The organism is Mycobacterium sp. 852014-50255_SCH5639931 (assembly GCF_001665605.1).
GTDB classification, from domain to species: Bacteria; Actinomycetota; Actinomycetes; order Mycobacteriales; family Mycobacteriaceae; genus Mycobacterium; species Mycobacterium paraffinicum.
In genome coordinates this window covers 30814-47031 of sequence record NZ_LZSV01000023.1, presented here as the reverse complement: position 1 = coordinate 47031, position 16218 = coordinate 30814, and the positions used below count along the sequence as shown (strand labels likewise).

Below are 16218 nucleotides of genomic sequence, written 5' to 3'. Positions count from 1 at the left end.
GCGCAACCAGAACGGTATGGGTATGGCGCGCCCTAACCCCGCAGGCGCGCCGACGCGCCGCCCGCAAATTTTTTCTGTTACGGCGGTCACACGGGGCGCCGCTACTTCACCGTGGGGAGGTCGGGGCTCGAGACGTCGTAGGTCCGTCCGGGCTGGGTCAGCAGCGCGGCCAGCTTCTCGGCCTTCTCGTCGGTGCGATCGGTCGTCCCCCAGATGACGACGCGACCGTCGCCCAGCGTGAGCGTGATCGAGGCCACCGAGGGGGCCGCGACCCGGCCCACCTGACCCGCGACTTCGGGCCGCAGCGCGGTCAGCACCTGCAACGCGGCCTTGGTCGCCGGGTCGTTCGGGCCGGGGTCGGCGACGTCGAGATACGGCAGCGCCGGCGGCGGCGGCCCGGTCGCGAAATCGACGCCGTCACGGTCGAAGAGGTGCGGACCGTCCGGAAAGTCCTTCACCGCCACCGGAACTCGCTCGACGATGGTGATACGCAGCGCCGACGGATACTGCCGCTGCACCCGCGCGCTGGCCACCCGCCGGATCGCCGCCACCCGGTCGGCGACCTGGTTGGTGTTGATCTGCAGTAGCGGCGTCCCCGGCCGCACCCGCGCCGCGTCCAGCACCTCTTCCCGGGTCACCACCCCGGTGCCGACCACGACGATGTTGCGGGCCGACATCGCGGGCGTGAAGTAGAGGATCAGCGCGAGCCCGATCCCCAGGACGACCAGCAACACCGTCACCAACAGCATCTTCAGGCCACGGACCACGCCCCGCGCGACGGGTTTGGGCTCGTCGACCGTGCGTCCACTAACCCGGCGCTTGGCCTCGCGGCGGGCCTCCTCGATGGCGGTGGCGCGCTCCTGCGCGGCGCGGCGTTCGGCTCGTTCGCGGCGGGCCCGCCGGCGTGGTCCCTCGAATTCGTCCGGGGTGACCGGGGTTTCGGCTCCGGGTCCCCCGACGAACAGCGGCTCGGTGACCTCGTCGCCGGCGGGCTCGCCCACGTGCAGATTGCCCGTGTCCTCGGCGTCGTTCGGCTGGGTCATCGCAACACCCCCGGCCGGCCGGGCGCGCTGCGGTTGTCCCTGTCCCGCAGCGCGGTCACGATCTCCGGCCCGAGCAAGGTCACATCGCCCGCGCCCATGGTGACGATGACGTCGCCGGGGCCGGCCTCCGCGGCCACCTGCTCGGCGACGGCGGAGAAGTTGGGCAGGTAGCGCACCGGCGCGCTGACGTGCTCGGCGACGCTGGCGCCGCTGACACCGGTGAGCGGTTGCTCGCGCGCGCCGTAGACGTCGAGGACGAACACCTCGTCGGCCGCATCGAGTGCGTGACCGAACTCCGCAGCGAATTCCTTTGTGCGCGAATACAAATGGGGCTGAAACACCACCAGGCTGCGACCGCCGCCGCTCTGCTCGAGGACCGTGCGGACCGCCGCCAGCGTGGCGCTGATCTCGGTGGGATGGTGGGCGTAGTCGTCGAAGACGCGCACCGACCCGGCGTTGCCCACGAGTTCGAACCGGCGGCGCACCCCCTCGAATCCGGCCAGCCCGTCGAGCACCGCGTCGACCGGGGCGCCGATCTCGATCGCCGCCAGCAGCGCGCCGAGCGCGTTGAGCGCCATGTGCCGTCCGGGCACCGAAAGCCGCATCACCCGGGGATACTTTTCGCCCGCCAACTGGACGTGCGCGACCGCCTCGGTGCCCTGCTGCTCCCAGGACAACAGGGTGGCGGCGTGGTCCTTTTCCGGCGCGGATCCGTAGCGCAGCACCCGGATTCCCAGCTCGGCGCTGCGCCCCGCCAGCGCGGCAGCGCCCGGGTCGTCGACGCACACCACCAGCGCTCCCCCCGGGGCGAGCCGCTCCACGAAGGCGTCGAACACCCCGACGTAGGCGTCGGGGCTGCCGTAGAAGTCCAGGTGATCGGCCTCGATGTTGGTGACCACCGCGACGTTGGGCGTGTACTCGAGCAGCGAGCCGTCGCTTTCGTCGGCCTCGGCCACGAAGCAGTCGCCGCTGCCGTGATGGGCGTTGGTTCCGGCCTCCCCCATCTCGCCGCCGACCGCGAACGACGGATCACGTCCGCAGTGCTGCAGCGCCACGATCAACATGGACGTCGTCGTGGTCTTGCCATGCGTGCCGGTGACCATCAGCGTCGTGCGCCCGTCCATCAGCCGGGCCAGCACCGCCGGCCGCAGGATCACCGGGATGCCGCGCCGCCGGGCTTCGACGAGCTCGGGGTTGGTCTTCGGGATGGCGGCGTGGGTGGTGATGACCGCGGTCGGGCCGCCTGGCAACAGGTCGAGCGACGACGCGTCGTGGCCGATGCGGATCGACGCGCCCCGGGCCCGCAACGCGTGCACGCCGCGCGACTCCTTGGCGTCCGACCCGGATACCAGCGCGCCGCGGTCCAGCAGGATGCGGGCGATGCCCGACATGCCGGCGCCGCCGATGCCCACCATGTGCACCCGCTGCAGCTCGGGCGGCAGCTGTTCGGCGTTCACCGTCGCCCTCCCGCCGCTGCCTTCCTGGCGATGTCCAGCGCCGCCTGTGCCACCTGGCGCGCCGCGTCGGGGTGCCCCACGCGCGCGGCGGCCGTCGTCATCGCCGCCAACCGCGGCGGGTCGTTGAGCAGCCCGGCCACCTCGCGGGCGACCAGCTCCGGCGTCAAGGCGGCGTCAGCGACCACCATTCCGCCCCCGGCGTTGACCACCGGCAGCGCGTTGAGCCGCTGCTCGCCGTTGCCGATCGGCAGCGGCACATAGATGGCCGGCAGGCCGACCGCCGAGACCTCGGCGACGGTCATGGCCCCCGACCGGCAGATCGCCAGGTCGGCGGCGGCGTAGGCCAGATCCATCCGGTCGAGATAGGGCACCGCCACGTACGGCGGGTCACCGGGTTGGCTCTGTCGCAGCTCGAGGGTGTTTTTCGGTCCGTGCGCGTGCAGTACCGACACGCCCGCGGCGGCCAGGTCGGCGGCGGCCCCGGACACGGCCCGGTTCAGCGACACGGCGCCCTGCGAGCCGCCGAACACCAGCAACACCCGCGCGTCGTCGGCGAAGCCGAAGTGCCTGCGCGCCTCGGCGCGCAGGGCGGCGCGGTCGAGCGAGGTGATGGCCTCCCGCACCGGTATCCCGACCACCTCGGCGCGCGGCAGCCCGCAATCGGGCACCGCGGAGAGCACCCGGTCGGCACGGCGGGCGCCGACCCGGTTAGCCAGCCCGGCGCTGGCGTTGGCTTCGTGGATCAGCACCGGGACGCGGCGCCTGCGGCCGAGACCGCGGGGAATCCCGCGGGCGGCGAGGTACGCCGGTAGCGCCACGTATCCGCCGAAGCCGATGATGACGTCGGCGTCGACCGCCTCGAGCACGGCCCGCACCTCCCGGACCGCGCGCCATACCCGCGGGGGCAACCGGGCCAGGTCGCCGCTGGGCTTGCGCGGTAGCGGCACCGGCGTGATCAGCTCGAGGTGGTAACCGCGCTCGGGCACCAGCCGGGTCTCCAGCCCGCGGTGGGTGCCCAGCGCGGTGATGCGAACCTGCGGATCGAGCGCGCTCAGCGCGTCTGCCACCGCCATCGCGGGCTCCACGTGACCGGCGGTGCCCCCGCCGGCCAGCACCACCGACAGCGGCTTGAGGGGCTTAAGAGCCGACAACGCGGCACCGGCGGGCGGGGGGGTTGCCCCCCCCCCCCCGGCCGGCTTGCTGACCGTGTCGTTCACCCGTAACGCTGACCTTCCAATGCGCGAGCGCGCCGTGCCTGGCGCTGGCCGGCGTACCGCTGGCCAGATCCATGATGCACCGCCCTGCGGGTCGGCCGGGCGGCTGTGCTGGAGAAGGCCGGCCGCAGCGGTTCCTCAGCCTTGCGGGAACGCTTGCGGGCGGGCGCCTGGGCGGCCTTCCGGGTGCCGTTGCGCGAAGGGGCACCCTTGGCCGGTTGCTTGCCGCCGCGCTTGCGGTCGCGGAACGACTCCAGCCGGGTCGGGACGTACGGCTGGGGCAGGGGCAGCCGCAGGAACCGGTTCACCTTGTCGTCCCGGCCGGCGCGCAGCGCGGCCACCGCCTCTGGTTCGTGACGGGCCGCGTTGGCCATGATCCCGATCATGAAAAGCGTTGCCGCCGTGGAGGTTCCGCCCGCAGAGATGAGCGGCAGCTGAATGCCGGTCACCGGCAGGATCCCGATCACGTAACCGATGTTGATGAACGCCTGGCCCAGCACCCACATCGTCGTGGTGGCGGTCAACAGCCGCAGGAACGGGTCGGCCGAGCGCCGGGCGATGCGCATCCCGGTGTAGGCGAACAACCCGAACAGAACGAGCAGGCCGAACGCGCCGACGAAGCCCAGTTCCTCGCCGATGATCGCGAAGATGAAGTCGTTGTGGGCGTTGGGCAGGTAGTTCCACTTGGCCACGCCCTGCCCCAGGCCGTCGCCGAAGATGCCGCCGTGGGCCAGGGCGTACTTCGCCTGGCGGGCCTGGTAGCCGGTGTCCATGGGGTCGTTCTCGGGGTTCATCCAGGACTTCACCCGGTCCGAGCGGTAACCCGCGGACATGGCCAGGATCGCGCCGGCCATGACGACCGCCAGCAGCGAGGTGGCGAAGACGCGCAGCGGCAGCCCGGCGTACCACAGCAGCGCGAGCAGGATGATGCCCAGCGACACCGTCTGCCCGAGGTCGGGCTGGGCCACGATCAGCGCCAGCGCGATGACTGCGGCCGGGACCAGCGGGATCAGCATCTCGCGCAGCGAGGCCCGCTCCAGCCGGCGGGCCGCCAGCAGATGCGCACCCCAGATGGCGAAGGCGATCTTGGCCAGCTCGGACGGCTGCATGGAGAAGCCGGCGATGACGAACCACTTCCGCGACCCGTTGGCCAGGTTTCCGATGCCCGGCACCAGTACGAGCACCAGCAGGATGACGGTGACGACGTACCCGGTGAAGGCGACGCGGCGGATGAACCGCACCGACATGCGCAGCGAGGCGTAGCAGGCGATCAGGCCGATCACCGTCCACAGCACCTGCTTGCCGAAGATCACCCAGGCCGACCCGTCGGCGTCGTAGGACCGCACCCCCGACGCCGACAGCACCATGATCAGGCCGAGCGTGGTCAGCAGCCCGGCCACCGCGATGATCAGGTGGAAGGAGGTCATGGGCCGGCTCAGCCAGGCGCCGAACCGGCCGCGCTCTTCGTTTTTGACCTGCGTTTTCGCGGCCGGCTTGGCCTCCGACGTGCCGGCGGTGCTCACGGGGCCGGTCGCCTCGTCGGCGTCGGCCTCGCCCGGCTCGGCCGCGGCGGTGTCGGCGGTCGCTTCGGTTGCTTTGCCCCGGCCTCTCAGCCGGGCCAGCGGATTACCCACGCCCGCCTACCGGGTGGCCGCGCGGACGGCGGCAGCGAAGGCGTCGCCACGGTCGGCATACCCGCTGAACTGGTCGAACGACGCGCCGGCCGGCGCCAGCAACACCGTGTCGCCGGGCCGGGCCAGGTCGCGGGCCGCGGCCACCGCCGCGGTCATGACGGAAGTGCCGAGATCCCCGCCCGAATGTTTCACTTCTGTCACATCTGCACCAACAACCACAGCCGTCGCATTCATATCAGCATCCTCGCCTGTCACAACCTGGACGACGGGCACATCCGGCGCGTGTCGCGATAACGCCTCTGCAACCTCTTCGCGATCTCGGCCGATGAGCACCGCGCCGACCAGCCGGGGGGCCATTTTGGCGACCTCGGCGTCCACCGAAGCGCCCTTGAGCAAACCGCCGGCCACCCACACCACGCGGGGGTAGGCCAGCACGGACGCCTCGGCGGCGTGCGGGTTGGTGGCCTTCGAGTCGTCGACGTAGGTGATCCCGTCGGCGACCGCGACCACCTCGGCCCGGTGCCGGCCCACCCGGAAGGACGCGATCGCGTCGGCGATCGCCCCGGCCGGCACACCGACGCTGCGCGCCAGCGCCGCCGCGGCGAGCGCGTCCAGGATGCCGACGGGCCCCGGCACCGGGATCGTTTCGACGGGCAGCAGCGCGAGGTCGTCGGCGAAGGCGCGGTCGATGAGTTGGCCGTCGCGCACGCCCAGTTCGCCCGTCGCCGGCTCGCCGAGCCGGAAGCCGACGCGCACCGGGGCCGCGGCGGTGTCGAGCAACGCGGCCGCCCGGGCGTCGTCGAGTCCCACGACCGCCACCCGGCCGTCGAGCACCCGCGCCTTGGCCGCCGCGTACTCAGCCATGGTGGAGTGCCAATCCAGGTGGTCTTCGGCGATGTTGAGGACGACGCCCGCCTCGGGCCGCACCGAGGGCGCCCAGTGCAGCTGGAAGCTGGACAGCTCGACGGCCAGCAGGTCGGCGGGCGCGTCGAGGACATCGAGGACCGGATCGCCGATATTGCCGCACAACAGGCTGCTCCGGCCCGCGGCGCTCAACATCGCGTGCAACATCGACGTCGTGGTGGTCTTGCCGTTCGTGCCGGTCACCACGAGCCAGCGCCGCGGGGGCCCGTACTGGCCCGCCGCGTCGAGCCGCCAGGCCAATTCCACGTCGCCCCAGACCGGCACGCCCGCCGCCGCGGCGGCGACCAGCAGCGGTGTGTCCGGCCGAAATCCCGGGCTGGTGACCACCAGCGCGTACTTCGCAACGCGCTGCGTGGCCGCCGGCGTGGTCACGGTCGCCACGCCGGCTTCGGCGTAGCGCCGCAGCGTGGCGGGGTCGTCGTCGCACAGGGTCGGCGCCGCGCCGAACCGGGCCAGGGCCGCCAGCACCGCCTTGCCGGTGACGCCGCCGCCGGCCACCAGCACGGGTGCGCCCGGCACCAAGGGCTCGAGCCCGGGCACGTCAGGCACCGATCGCGCCCAGCCACTCACCGTAGAAAAGGGCCACGCCCAGACCGCAGGTGATCGCCGTGAGCAGCCAGAAGCGGATGATCACCGTGGTTTCGGCCCAGCCGGCCAACTCGAAGTGGTGGTGGAAGGGCGCCATCCGGAACACCCGGCGCCCGGTGGTGCGGAAGGCCAGGATCTGCAGCACCACCGAAGTGACCTCGGCGACGAACAGCGACCCCAGCACGACGGCGAGGATCTCGGTGCGGCTGGTCACCGACAGGCCCGCGATGATGCCGCCCAGCGCCAGTGATCCGGTATCCCCCATGAAAATCTTTGCCGGAGCGGCATTCCACCACAAAAAGCCGATGCAGGCGCCCGCGGTGGCGGCCGCGACGAGCGCCAGGTCCAGCGGGTCACGCACGTTGTAGCAGCCCAGGCCCGGCGCGGTGACGCAGGCGTTGCGGTACTGCCAGAAGGTGATCAACACGTAGGCGGCGGTAACCATCGCCATGCACCCCGCGGCCAGCCCGTCGAGGCCGTCGGTGAAGTTGACCGCGTTGGACCAGGCGCTGACGACCACCACGCAGAACAACACGAACAGCCCCGGAGCCAAAGTGACCGTGGCGATCTCGCGCACGTAGGACAGGTCCGAGCTGGCCGGTGTCAACCCGCTGCCATTGCGGAACCGCAACACCAGCACCCCGAACAGCACCGCGGCGGCTACCTGCCCGACGATCTTGGCCGTCTTGTTCAGCCCGAGATTGCGCGACCGGCGAACCTTGATCAGGTCGTCGAGGAAGCCGACGCCACCGAGCACGGTCGCCAGGCCCAGCACCAGGAGACCCGACGCGGTAACGCCCTCGCCGTCGAAGGCCAGCCCGGCCAGGTGCGTCCCGAGGTATCCCGCCCAGATGCCGGCCAGGATCGCCACCCCTCCCATCGACGGCGTGCCGCGCTTGGCGTGATGGCTGGGCGGGCCGTCCTCACGGGTGTGATGGCCGAAGCCCTGCCGGGTGAACAACCGAATCAGCGCCGGCGTCAACAGGATTGACACGGCGAGCGCGACGGCCACCGCGATCAGGATCTGCCTCACGCGCCCGTCCCGCTCTCGGTGTCTTCTGCGGCCAGCGCGTCGGCCAGTGCGCCCAGCCCGGCCGCGTTGGAGGCCTTGACCAGGATCACGTCGCCGGGCCGGACTTCGGCCCGCAGCAACGCGAGGGCGGCGTCGGCATCGGCCACGTTGACGGCCCCCCGATCACCGGAAGCTCCCCACGAGCCCTCCATGACCGCTCCGTGGTGCATGGCGCTCATCGACCTCCCACTTCCCACGACGACAAGTCGAGACACATCTAAGCGCACGGCCATCCGGCCGATGCGATCGTGTTCGGCCACCGCATCCTCGCCGAGCTCGGCCATTTCGCCCAGCACCGCCCAGCTCCTGCGCTTTTCGTCGGCGCCGTGGGCGATCCAGGCCAGCGCCTGCAGTCCGGCGCGCATCGAGTCTGGGTTGGCGTTGTAGGCGTCGTCGATCACCGTGACCCCGTCCGCGCGGGTGGTCACGTGCATCCGGTGCCGCGACACCGGCCCGGCGTGCGCCAGCGCGGCGGCGACCTGCTCGACGGTGGCGCCGCATTGCAGCGCGACGGCGGCGGCGCACAGCGCGTTGGCGACCTGATGGTCGCCGTACACGCCCAGCCGCACCTCGACCGCGCTGTCCATCGCGTGCAGGGTAAAGCGGGGCCTGGCCAGTTCGTCCAGCGACACTCCGTCGGCCCAGACGTCGCTGGGACCGGAATCGGTGCGGCTGGACCGGCTGACCCGCACCACCCGCGCCTCGGTGACGTCGGCCATCGCCGCCACAATCGGGTCGTCGGCGTTGAGGATGACCACTCCGGATGACGGAACAGATTGGGGCAGTTCGGATTTGGTACGCGCGATGGCTTCCCGGGAGCCGAACTCGCCGAGGTGGGCGGTCCCGACGTTGAGGACCACCCCGATCGTCGGCGGGGCGATCTCGGCCAGCGCGGCGATATTGCCGGGATGGCGGGCCGACATCTCGAGCACCAGGTAGTCGGTGCTGCGCGTCGCGCGCAACACCGTCCAGGGGTGTCCCAGCTCGTTGTTGAACGACCCGGGCGGCGCGACCACCTCGCCCAGCGGCTCTAGCACGGCGGCCACCAGGTCTTTGGTCGACGTCTTACCCGACGAGCCGGTGATTCCGACGATGGTCAGCCCGCCCGCCACCAGCTCCGCGGCCACGGCCCTGGCCAGCTTGGCCAGCGCGGCCAGCACCGCCGCGCCCGAGCCGTCGGTGTCGTGTTCGAGCACCCCGGCCAGGCCGCCGTCGGCGCGGCGGGCCGTCGGTGCCGGAGGCACGACGATGGCGGGCACCCCCACCGGCCGGGCCGCCAGGACGGCGACCGCGCCGGCCGCCGCCGCCGCGCCCGCGTAGTCATGCCCGTCGGCATGGGCCCCCGGCAGCGCGAGGAACAGGCCGCCGGGACCGACTGCGCGCGAGTCGAATTCGACGGTGCCGGTGACGCGGAGCCCGGCGGCGGCCTGCGGCGAGATGTCGGCCAGCGTGCCGCCGACGATGTCGGCGATCTGCGCGACGGTCAGGTCGATCATCGCCGCGCCTTCAGCGCTCGTTCCAGCTCCACCCGGTCGTCGAAGGGGCGGACCTCCCCCGCCGCGCGCTGGCCCGTTTCGTGGCCTTTGCCCGCCACCAGGACCACGTCGCCCGGCCCGGCCCAGGCCACCGCGTGTTCGATCGCCGCCCGCCGGTCGCCGATCTCGACCACCTCGGCCGCACCGCCGCTGGCGGCCGCCCCGGCCAGGATCTCGCGGCGGATGGCGGCGGGGTCCTCGCCGCGCGGGTTGTCGTCGGTGACGACGACCAGGTCGGCCAGCTCGGCCGCCGTCGCGCCCATCGGCGCCCGCTTGCCCGGGTCGCGCTCGCCGCCGGCGCCGAACACCACCGCCAGCCGGCGCCCCGGACGCGCCAGGGTGGTCAGCACCGCCCGCAACGCGCCCGGCTTGTGTGCGTAGTCGACCAGCGCGAGGAAATCCTGGCCGCAGTCGATGTCTTGCATCCGGCCGGGCACCCGGGTCTCGAGCAGCCCCGGCGCCGCCTGCTCCGGAGACACGCCCACCGCATCCAAAATCGCCAGCGCGACAAGGCAATTGGCGATGTTGTAATGCCCCGGTAGCCGGATGCCGACCCGATGGCGCACGCCGGCGGGGTCGATTGCGGTGAACTGCTGTCCCCCGCCGCCCAGCGGGGTCACGTCCATGGCGCGCCAATGCGCGGGCTGGTCGCCGGTGCTGACGGTGATCGCGTCGCCGGCCCGGGCGGCCATGGCGCGCCCGGCGTCGTCGTCGATGCAGACCACAACCCGGCGGGCCCGCAGCGGCGAGGCCGGATCGAACAGCTTCGCCTTGGCCTCGAAGTAGTCCGCCATGGTGGGGTGAAAGTCGAGGTGGTCGCGGGACAGGTTGGTGAAGGCGCCCACCGCGAACCCGGTGCCGTCCACGCGGCCCAGCGCCAGCGCGTGGCTGGACACCTCCATGACGACGGTGTCCACCCCGCGCTCGGCCATCGCCGCGAACATGGCCTGCAGCGCGGGGGCCTCCGGGGTGGTCAGCGCGCTCGGAACGTCCGCGCCGGCGATGCGGATGCCGACCGTGCCGATCAGCCCGGCCGTCCGGCCGGCGGCGCGCAGCCCGGATTCGACCAGATACGTCGTGGTGGTCTTGCCGGAGGTTCCGGTGATCCCGACCACCGTCGTCCGCTCCGACGGGTGCCCGTACACCGTGGCGGCCAGAGCGCCGAGCACGTTGCGGGGCGCCGGGTGCACCAGCGTCGGGACGGCCGATGCCGACGCACCCATCTCCGCCACCCCGGCGGCGTCGGTGAGGACCGCGACGGCGCCGTGCTCGATCGCCTCGGCCGCGTAGCGGGCCCCGTGCGTCGACGCGCCGGTCAGCGCGGCGAACAGGTCACCGGGCCGCACGTCCTGGGCACGCAGCGTGACGCCGGTGACCGCGACGTCGGGCACCACCGCGCCGTGGTCGGCGAGCACCGCCCCGACCTGTGCCGCCAGTGCGGGCAGGCGCGTGCCAGCACCGGCGCTGGGCCGCAGCCCCGTGGGCATCGGCACCACCTGTTCACACCTCCCTGCAGACCCGCGTGATCCCCATGATCGGCCATGACACCCTACCTAGGCGCATCGGCCATGAGGCGTTCCCGCCGTGCGGGGAGGTGACGTGGGTGCCTGGCGGCGACCCGCAGCGCCCGGCATACGCCGCGCTCGCGATCGCCGCTAGGTTGCCTGGCGGCGACCCGCAGCGCCCGGCATACGCCGCGCTCGCGATCGCCGCTAGGTGGCCTGCAGTGTCAGCGGCGGACCGGGGTCGGGCGACAGCGGCACGTTCTCGCGCTGCATGAGCCAGCCGGCGATGTTGTGGAACAGCGGGGCCGCCGAGTGGCCCGGCGTACCGTCCGCGTTGCGATCCGGGTTGTCCATCATGATGCCGATGACGTAACGCGGGTTGTCGACGGTGGCCATGCCGGCGAAGGTGATCCAGTAGACGTTGTCGAAGTAGCAGCCGCAGGCCGGGTTGATCTGCTGCGCGGTACCCGTCTTGCCGGCCATCTGGTAGCCCGTCACCGCGGCGGCCGACCCGGTGCCCTGCTGGTAACCCATCGGGTCGCGTTGCACGACGGCGCGCAGCATGTTGCGGACGGTCTGGGCCGTCTGCGCCGAGACCACCCGCACGCCGTCGGGACGCGGTTCTTCCGTCCGGGTGCCGTCGGGCGCGATGGTGGCCTTGACGATCCGCGGCGGTATCCGCACCCCGTCATTGGCGATGGTCTGATACATGCCGGCCATCTGCAACAGCGTCATCGAAAGGCCCTGCCCGATAGGCAGGTTCGAGAAGGTGCTGCCCGACCACTGGTCGATGGGCGGCACCAGCCCGGCGCTCTCACCGGGCAGGCCCACGTTGGTGCGTTGCCCGAGACCGAATTTGCGGACCATGTCGTAAAAGCGTTCCGGTCCGACGCGCTGCGCGAGCATCAAAGTGCCGACGTTGGAGGACTTTCCGAACACGCCGGTGGTTGTGTAGGGCATCACGCCGTGGTCCCACGCGTCGTGGATGGGCACCCCGCCCATCTGGATCGACCCGGGCACCTGCAGCACCTCATCGGGATTGGACAGGCCGTACTCGATCACCGACGACGCGGTGATGACCTTGTTCACCGAGCCCGGCTCGAACGGCGAGGACACCGCCAGGTTGCCCAGCTGCTTGTCACCCTGGCGCCCGATGTCCTGCGACGGGTCAAAAGTGTTGTCGTTGGCCATGGCAAGCACTTCGCCGGTCTTCGAGTCCAGCACGACCGCCGAGACATTGTGCGCGCCAGAGAGATTCTTCGCCTGCTGGACCTGCTGCTGGACGTAGAACTGGACGTCGTCGTCGAGGGTCAGCTGCACCATCGAACCGTTTACCGCCCGGTGCCGGTTGCGGTAACTGCCGGGGATGACGACGCCGTCGGATCCCCGGTCATAGGTGACCGAGCCGTCGGTTCCGGACAGCACCGAGTCCAGGGACTCCTCCAGACCGAGCAGCCCGTGCCCGTCCCAGTCGATGCCGCCGACGATGTTGGCCGCCAACGACCCGCCCGGATACTGGCGCAGATCCTGTCGCTCCGAACCGACTTCGGGGTACTTGTCGGAGATCGCGCTGGCGACGGCCGGATCGACGGCGCGCGCCAGGTAGACGAAGTTCTCGTCGCTTTGCAGCTTCTTCAGCACGGTCGCGGAGTCCGGCTTGTTGCCCAGCCGGGTGGAGACCTCCTTGGCGATATCCCGCAGGCGCTGCTGAGGATCGGGGGCCACCGAGTTCTTGTTCTTGGCCTCTTCCAGTTGCTTGCGAATCCTCTTGGGCTGGAACGTCAACGCGCGCGATTCGGTGGTGAACGCCAGCTGATCCTTGTTGCGGTCGACGATGCTGCCGCGCACCGCCTTTTCGACGTCGGTGACCTTGAGCTGGCCCGCGGCCTGGGCGCGCAGCGCCGGCGCGTTGGTCACCTGCAGGACGAACAACTGGACCGCGGCCACCACGATCAAGGCCCCGATGGCGGCGTTCCCGGCCCGATGCCGGAAGACGAACGACGCGCCGCGGGTGCCCGCCTGCACCAGCCGGGTGCGCCGCTCCCGCGCCGAGTGCCCGGTGGCGGCGGCGTCCGGCCGGTCGGCCGGGCGCGCCTTCTTGGCGTCCTTGGCTTCCTTGGCCTTCCGGAACCGCTTCGGCTCCCGGACGTCCTCGGCTTGCTGCTTCGCACGCCGCTTGGGCTGGCGAACCCCCTTGGCTTCCTGCGCCTTACGGGGACCGCGCGTCGGCTGCGACCGACGGTTGCGCGAGGAGTCGCCGCGGCTCACCGGGGCGCACCTGGCGTCGCGACGGGGCCCGGCGCCACGGGCTGCGGCCCGAGCACCGGAGCGAGGGGGACCACGGGAGCCGCGGGGGCCGGCCCGCGCTGCACCGGAACCGGCACCTCCGCGGGTAGCGGCGCGGGCAGCTGCCCGGGCGGTGGAATGGGCAAGCCGCCCAACGGGATCGCCACCTCGGCGGGCGCCGGAGCGAGCGCGGGTCCCGCCGGCGCGGGCAGCCCCGGCACCGGCACACCCGGCGCCGGCAGCACCGGGGCCTGCCCGGTGACCGGCGCAACCGGCGCACCCGGCGCAGCCGGCAGTTGAGGCCCGGCCTGTGCCAGGTGCTGGCCGCCCAGTGTCGACGCCCCGTCCGGTGCGCGTAGCAGCGCCTCGGGCCCGGACCCCGCCGGTGCGGGCGGCGCCGCGGGGTCGGGCTGCAGCCGGACCGGGACCTCCGCGGCGGGCGCCGGCGGCGCCGGGGGCAGCGGCGGGCCCTGGTCGGGGAGCTTGCTGTTCAACGGCGGCGGCGGCACCCCGTCAGCCGGCTTGGGCGTCCCGACCACCACCCAGTTGCCGGACGGGTCCTGGACCAGATGCGCGGTGTCTCGCGTCGGGATCATGCCCTGTTTGCGGGCCGCCTCCGCCAGTGCCGGGGCGGATTCCGCCTCGCGCACATCGCGTTCCAGCGCCTCCTTCTGCTGTTGCAGCAGCCGGGTCTTCTCCCGGGCGTGACTCAACTTGTAGGAGCGCTCGGCGGAGTCCGTGGACAACCACAGCGTGAGGCCCAGCCCCAGGCCGAGCGCACCGATGACCAAGACGACGAACGGAACCTTGCTTGCCAGGGTTCGGGGCCGCAGGTCGATCGCGGCCAGCCGGGCCGCCAAACGTTCGCTCAGCCGAGGACGAACGACCCTGGGCGATTTGGCTTTCCGCGCCTTGGCTCGGGCCTTGGCCTGGCTCGTGCTCTTGGGCCGCGCCGGCCGCTCGACCGGCCGGGCGATCGGGCTGGTATGCGGTCCGGACTTGGGCGCGCGGCTCTCACGGGTGGGCGCGGAGGTGCGTCCAGGCCGGGGGCGGCGCGTCGGACCGGGATCGGCCGCCGAACGCCGGCTCCGCCGGGCGGAACCGTCGCGTCCGCCGCGGCGATTCGGCGTCTCGCGCTTTGCTTTCATGCGTCGCCCTTTCCGGTTGACTGCTTGACTCGTTGCACGGCTCGCAGCCGCACGGCGGCGCTGCGCGGATTGCGTTCGACCTCGTCGGCGTCCGCACGTTCGGCGCCATGCGTCAGCGACCGGAATCGCGGCTCGTGGCCGGGAAGCTCGACCGGCAGATCCACCGGCGTGCGGGAGGCCACCGCGTCGGCGAACAACCGTTTGACGATCCGGTCTTCCAGCGATTGGTAGGCCAGCACCACCATGCGCCCGCCGACGGTGAGCGCGTCCAACCCGGCCGGAATCGCGCTGCGCAACGAGTTCAGTTCGTCGTTGACGGCGATCCGCAGGGCCTGGAAGGTCCGTTTGGCGGGATGCCCACCGGTGCGCCGGGCCGGGGCCGGGATCGCTTGATAGAGCAGGGCTACCAATTCCGCGGTCGAGGTGAAGGGGGCGCGGGCGCGGCGGCGCACGATCTGTGCCGCGATCCGGCGCGCGAATCGCTCCTCGCCGTAGCGGTGCAGGATGTCCGCCAGGGCGGCTTCGTCGTAAGTGTTGACGATGTCGGCCGCCGTCAACGGCGACTCCGGATCCATCCGCATGTCCAGCGGCGCGTCCTGGGCGTAGGCGAAGCCGCGCTCGGTTCGGTCGAGCTGCATGGATGACACGCCCAGGTCGAATAGCATCCCGTCGACCGATCCGGCTGTGGCGTAACCGGATTCGGTCAGTGCCGCGGCGAGGCCGTCGTAGCGGGTGTGCACCAGCGTGACCCGGTCGGCGAATCGCGCCAGCCGGGCCCGGGCGATGTCCAGCGCGCTGGGATCGCGGTCGAGTCCGATCAGCCGCAGCCCCGGCAGGTCGGTGAGGAACCGTTCGGCATGTCCGCCCGCGCCGAGGGTGGCGTCGAGAAGGACTGCGCCCGAACCGTCGGCGTCGTGACGGGTCAGCGCGGGAGTGAGCAGCTCGACGCAGCGATGCAGCAGGACGGGCACATGCCCGAAGTCCGGTGAATCTTCAACCACCGCAACACCTCCCCGGGTCGGGCGAGATGCCCCTGCATCGAGGTCCCTGTCCGAAGGCACGAACCTGGCGTTGGGGAAGTACGCCAGGGTCGGTTCGGGCAGAGGCCACGTTGCACGGGCATGCGCCTCAGATGATGTCGCCGAGTGCTTCATCGCTGGCCGCGGAGAAGTTCTCTTCGTGGGTCTGCTGGTAGTCCTGCCAGGCTTGCGCGTCCCAGATCTCGAGGTAATCGACCGCTCCGATCACCACGCAATCCTTGGAGAGGTTCGCGTAGCGACGGTGGTCGGCCGACAGCGTGATGCGCCCCTGCGCGTCGGGATGCTGCTCGTCGGTGCCGGCGGCGAGGTTGCGCAGGAAGGCCCGGGCGTCGGGGTTGCTCCGCGAGGCCTTGCTCGCCCGGCGTGCGAGCTGCTCGAATTCGCCCCGCGGGTAGACGGCGAGGCTGTGGTCTTGGCTCTTGGTGACCATCAACCCCCCTGCCAGCGCGTCACGGAATTTGGCGGGCAACGTCAGCCGCCCCTTGTCGTCGAGTTTGGGCGTGTAGGTGCCGAGAAACACCAGCTCACCTCCCCCTCGGGGTCACCCAAACACTGCAGCCACCATACCCCACAATCCCCCACTTCGCCCCATTGTTGAAGTGTCGTGGCGGACTTTTCCAGGCTATCCGCCACTCCCAGCTGCGCATGCCGTCATCTGGTGGCCTAGGGAGTCACGCCCGGCTCCGCGGCGGGTGGTACAAAACGGCACGTCAGAGCGGCGTGAAGGCACGGGTGGGGCCTAGTGGGGGGACTGCGTGGGGGCCGGTGGGGC

At 71.8% G+C, this 16218-nt stretch carries 12 protein-coding genes; all 12 read right to left on the bottom strand.

The annotated features are described in order from the left end of the window. Nucleotides 1-101: 101 nt before the first annotated feature. The 12 genes from A5758_RS13980 to mraZ all read right to left on the bottom strand — a co-directional run bounded on the left by A5758_RS13980 (nt 102) and on the right by mraZ (nt 15966). A complete protein-coding gene (locus tag A5758_RS13980) occupies nt 102-1043 on the bottom strand; it encodes a cell division protein FtsQ/DivIB (RefSeq protein ID WP_067200802.1) in 942 nt (313 codons plus the stop codon). Next, nucleotides 1040-2500: a UDP-N-acetylmuramate--L-alanine ligase gene (gene murC / locus A5758_RS13975; RefSeq protein WP_067740812.1), complete on the bottom strand. Its 1461-nt coding sequence runs from the start codon at nt 2498-2500 to the stop codon at nt 1040-1042. Before murC ends, A5758_RS13980 begins: the two co-directional genes overlap by 4 nt. Further along, a complete protein-coding gene (murG, locus tag A5758_RS13970) occupies nt 2497-3717 on the bottom strand; it encodes an undecaprenyldiphospho-muramoylpentapeptide beta-N-acetylglucosaminyltransferase (RefSeq protein WP_067740806.1) in 1221 nt (406 codons plus the stop codon). Before murG ends, murC begins: the two co-directional genes overlap by 4 nt. Then, nucleotides 3714-5348 carry a putative lipid II flippase FtsW gene (gene ftsW / locus A5758_RS13965; protein ID WP_067740804.1) on the bottom strand — a complete coding sequence of 545 codons (1635 nt, stop codon included), beginning with the start codon at nt 5346-5348 and terminating at the stop codon, nt 3714-3716. The genes murG and ftsW overlap by 4 nt, the downstream gene beginning before the upstream one ends. Before the next feature lie 6 nt (nt 5349-5354). Beyond that, complete coding sequence (murD, locus tag A5758_RS13960) at nt 5355-6812, bottom strand: UDP-N-acetylmuramoyl-L-alanine--D-glutamate ligase (protein ID WP_156622635.1); 1458 nt, start codon at nt 6810-6812, stop codon at nt 5355-5357. A gap of 1 nt (nt 6813) precedes the next feature. Continuing rightward, the gene (mraY, locus tag A5758_RS13955) at nt 6814-7893 is read right to left on the bottom strand and encodes a phospho-N-acetylmuramoyl-pentapeptide-transferase (RefSeq protein ID WP_067200813.1); all 1080 of its coding nucleotides are present in this window, start codon (nt 7891-7893) and stop codon (nt 6814-6816) included. After that, the gene (murF, locus tag A5758_RS13950) at nt 7890-9428 is read right to left on the bottom strand and encodes a UDP-N-acetylmuramoyl-tripeptide--D-alanyl-D-alanine ligase (RefSeq protein WP_067740802.1); all 1539 of its coding nucleotides are present in this window, start codon (nt 9426-9428) and stop codon (nt 7890-7892) included. The genes mraY and murF overlap by 4 nt, the downstream gene beginning before the upstream one ends. Beyond that, nucleotides 9425-10954 carry a UDP-N-acetylmuramoyl-L-alanyl-D-glutamate--2,6-diaminopimelate ligase gene (locus A5758_RS13945; protein WP_067740861.1) on the bottom strand — a complete coding sequence of 510 codons (1530 nt, stop codon included), beginning with the start codon at nt 10952-10954 and terminating at the stop codon, nt 9425-9427. The genes murF and A5758_RS13945 overlap by 4 nt, the downstream gene beginning before the upstream one ends. Before the next feature lie 225 nt (nt 10955-11179). Then, nucleotides 11180-13240, bottom strand: a complete 2061-nt coding sequence (locus tag A5758_RS13940) for a penicillin-binding protein 2 (RefSeq protein WP_067740800.1) — start codon at nt 13238-13240, stop codon at nt 11180-11182. Then, nucleotides 13237-14406 (bottom strand): hypothetical protein, encoded by a 1170-nt coding sequence (locus tag A5758_RS13935; protein WP_067740798.1) that lies wholly within the window; start codon nt 14404-14406, stop codon nt 13237-13239. The genes A5758_RS13940 and A5758_RS13935 overlap by 4 nt, the downstream gene beginning before the upstream one ends. Beyond that, entirely contained in the window at nt 14403-15560 is a 1158-nt protein-coding gene (gene rsmH / locus A5758_RS13930; RefSeq protein WP_156622630.1) for a 16S rRNA (cytosine(1402)-N(4))-methyltransferase RsmH, read from the bottom strand. The genes A5758_RS13935 and rsmH overlap by 4 nt, the downstream gene beginning before the upstream one ends. Continuing rightward, on the bottom strand, nt 15535-15966 hold the full coding sequence (gene mraZ, locus A5758_RS13925; protein WP_007170790.1) for a division/cell wall cluster transcriptional repressor MraZ: 432 nt from the start codon (nt 15964-15966) through the stop codon (nt 15535-15537). Before mraZ ends, rsmH begins: the two co-directional genes overlap by 26 nt. Nucleotides 15967-16218 lie beyond the last annotated feature (252 nt).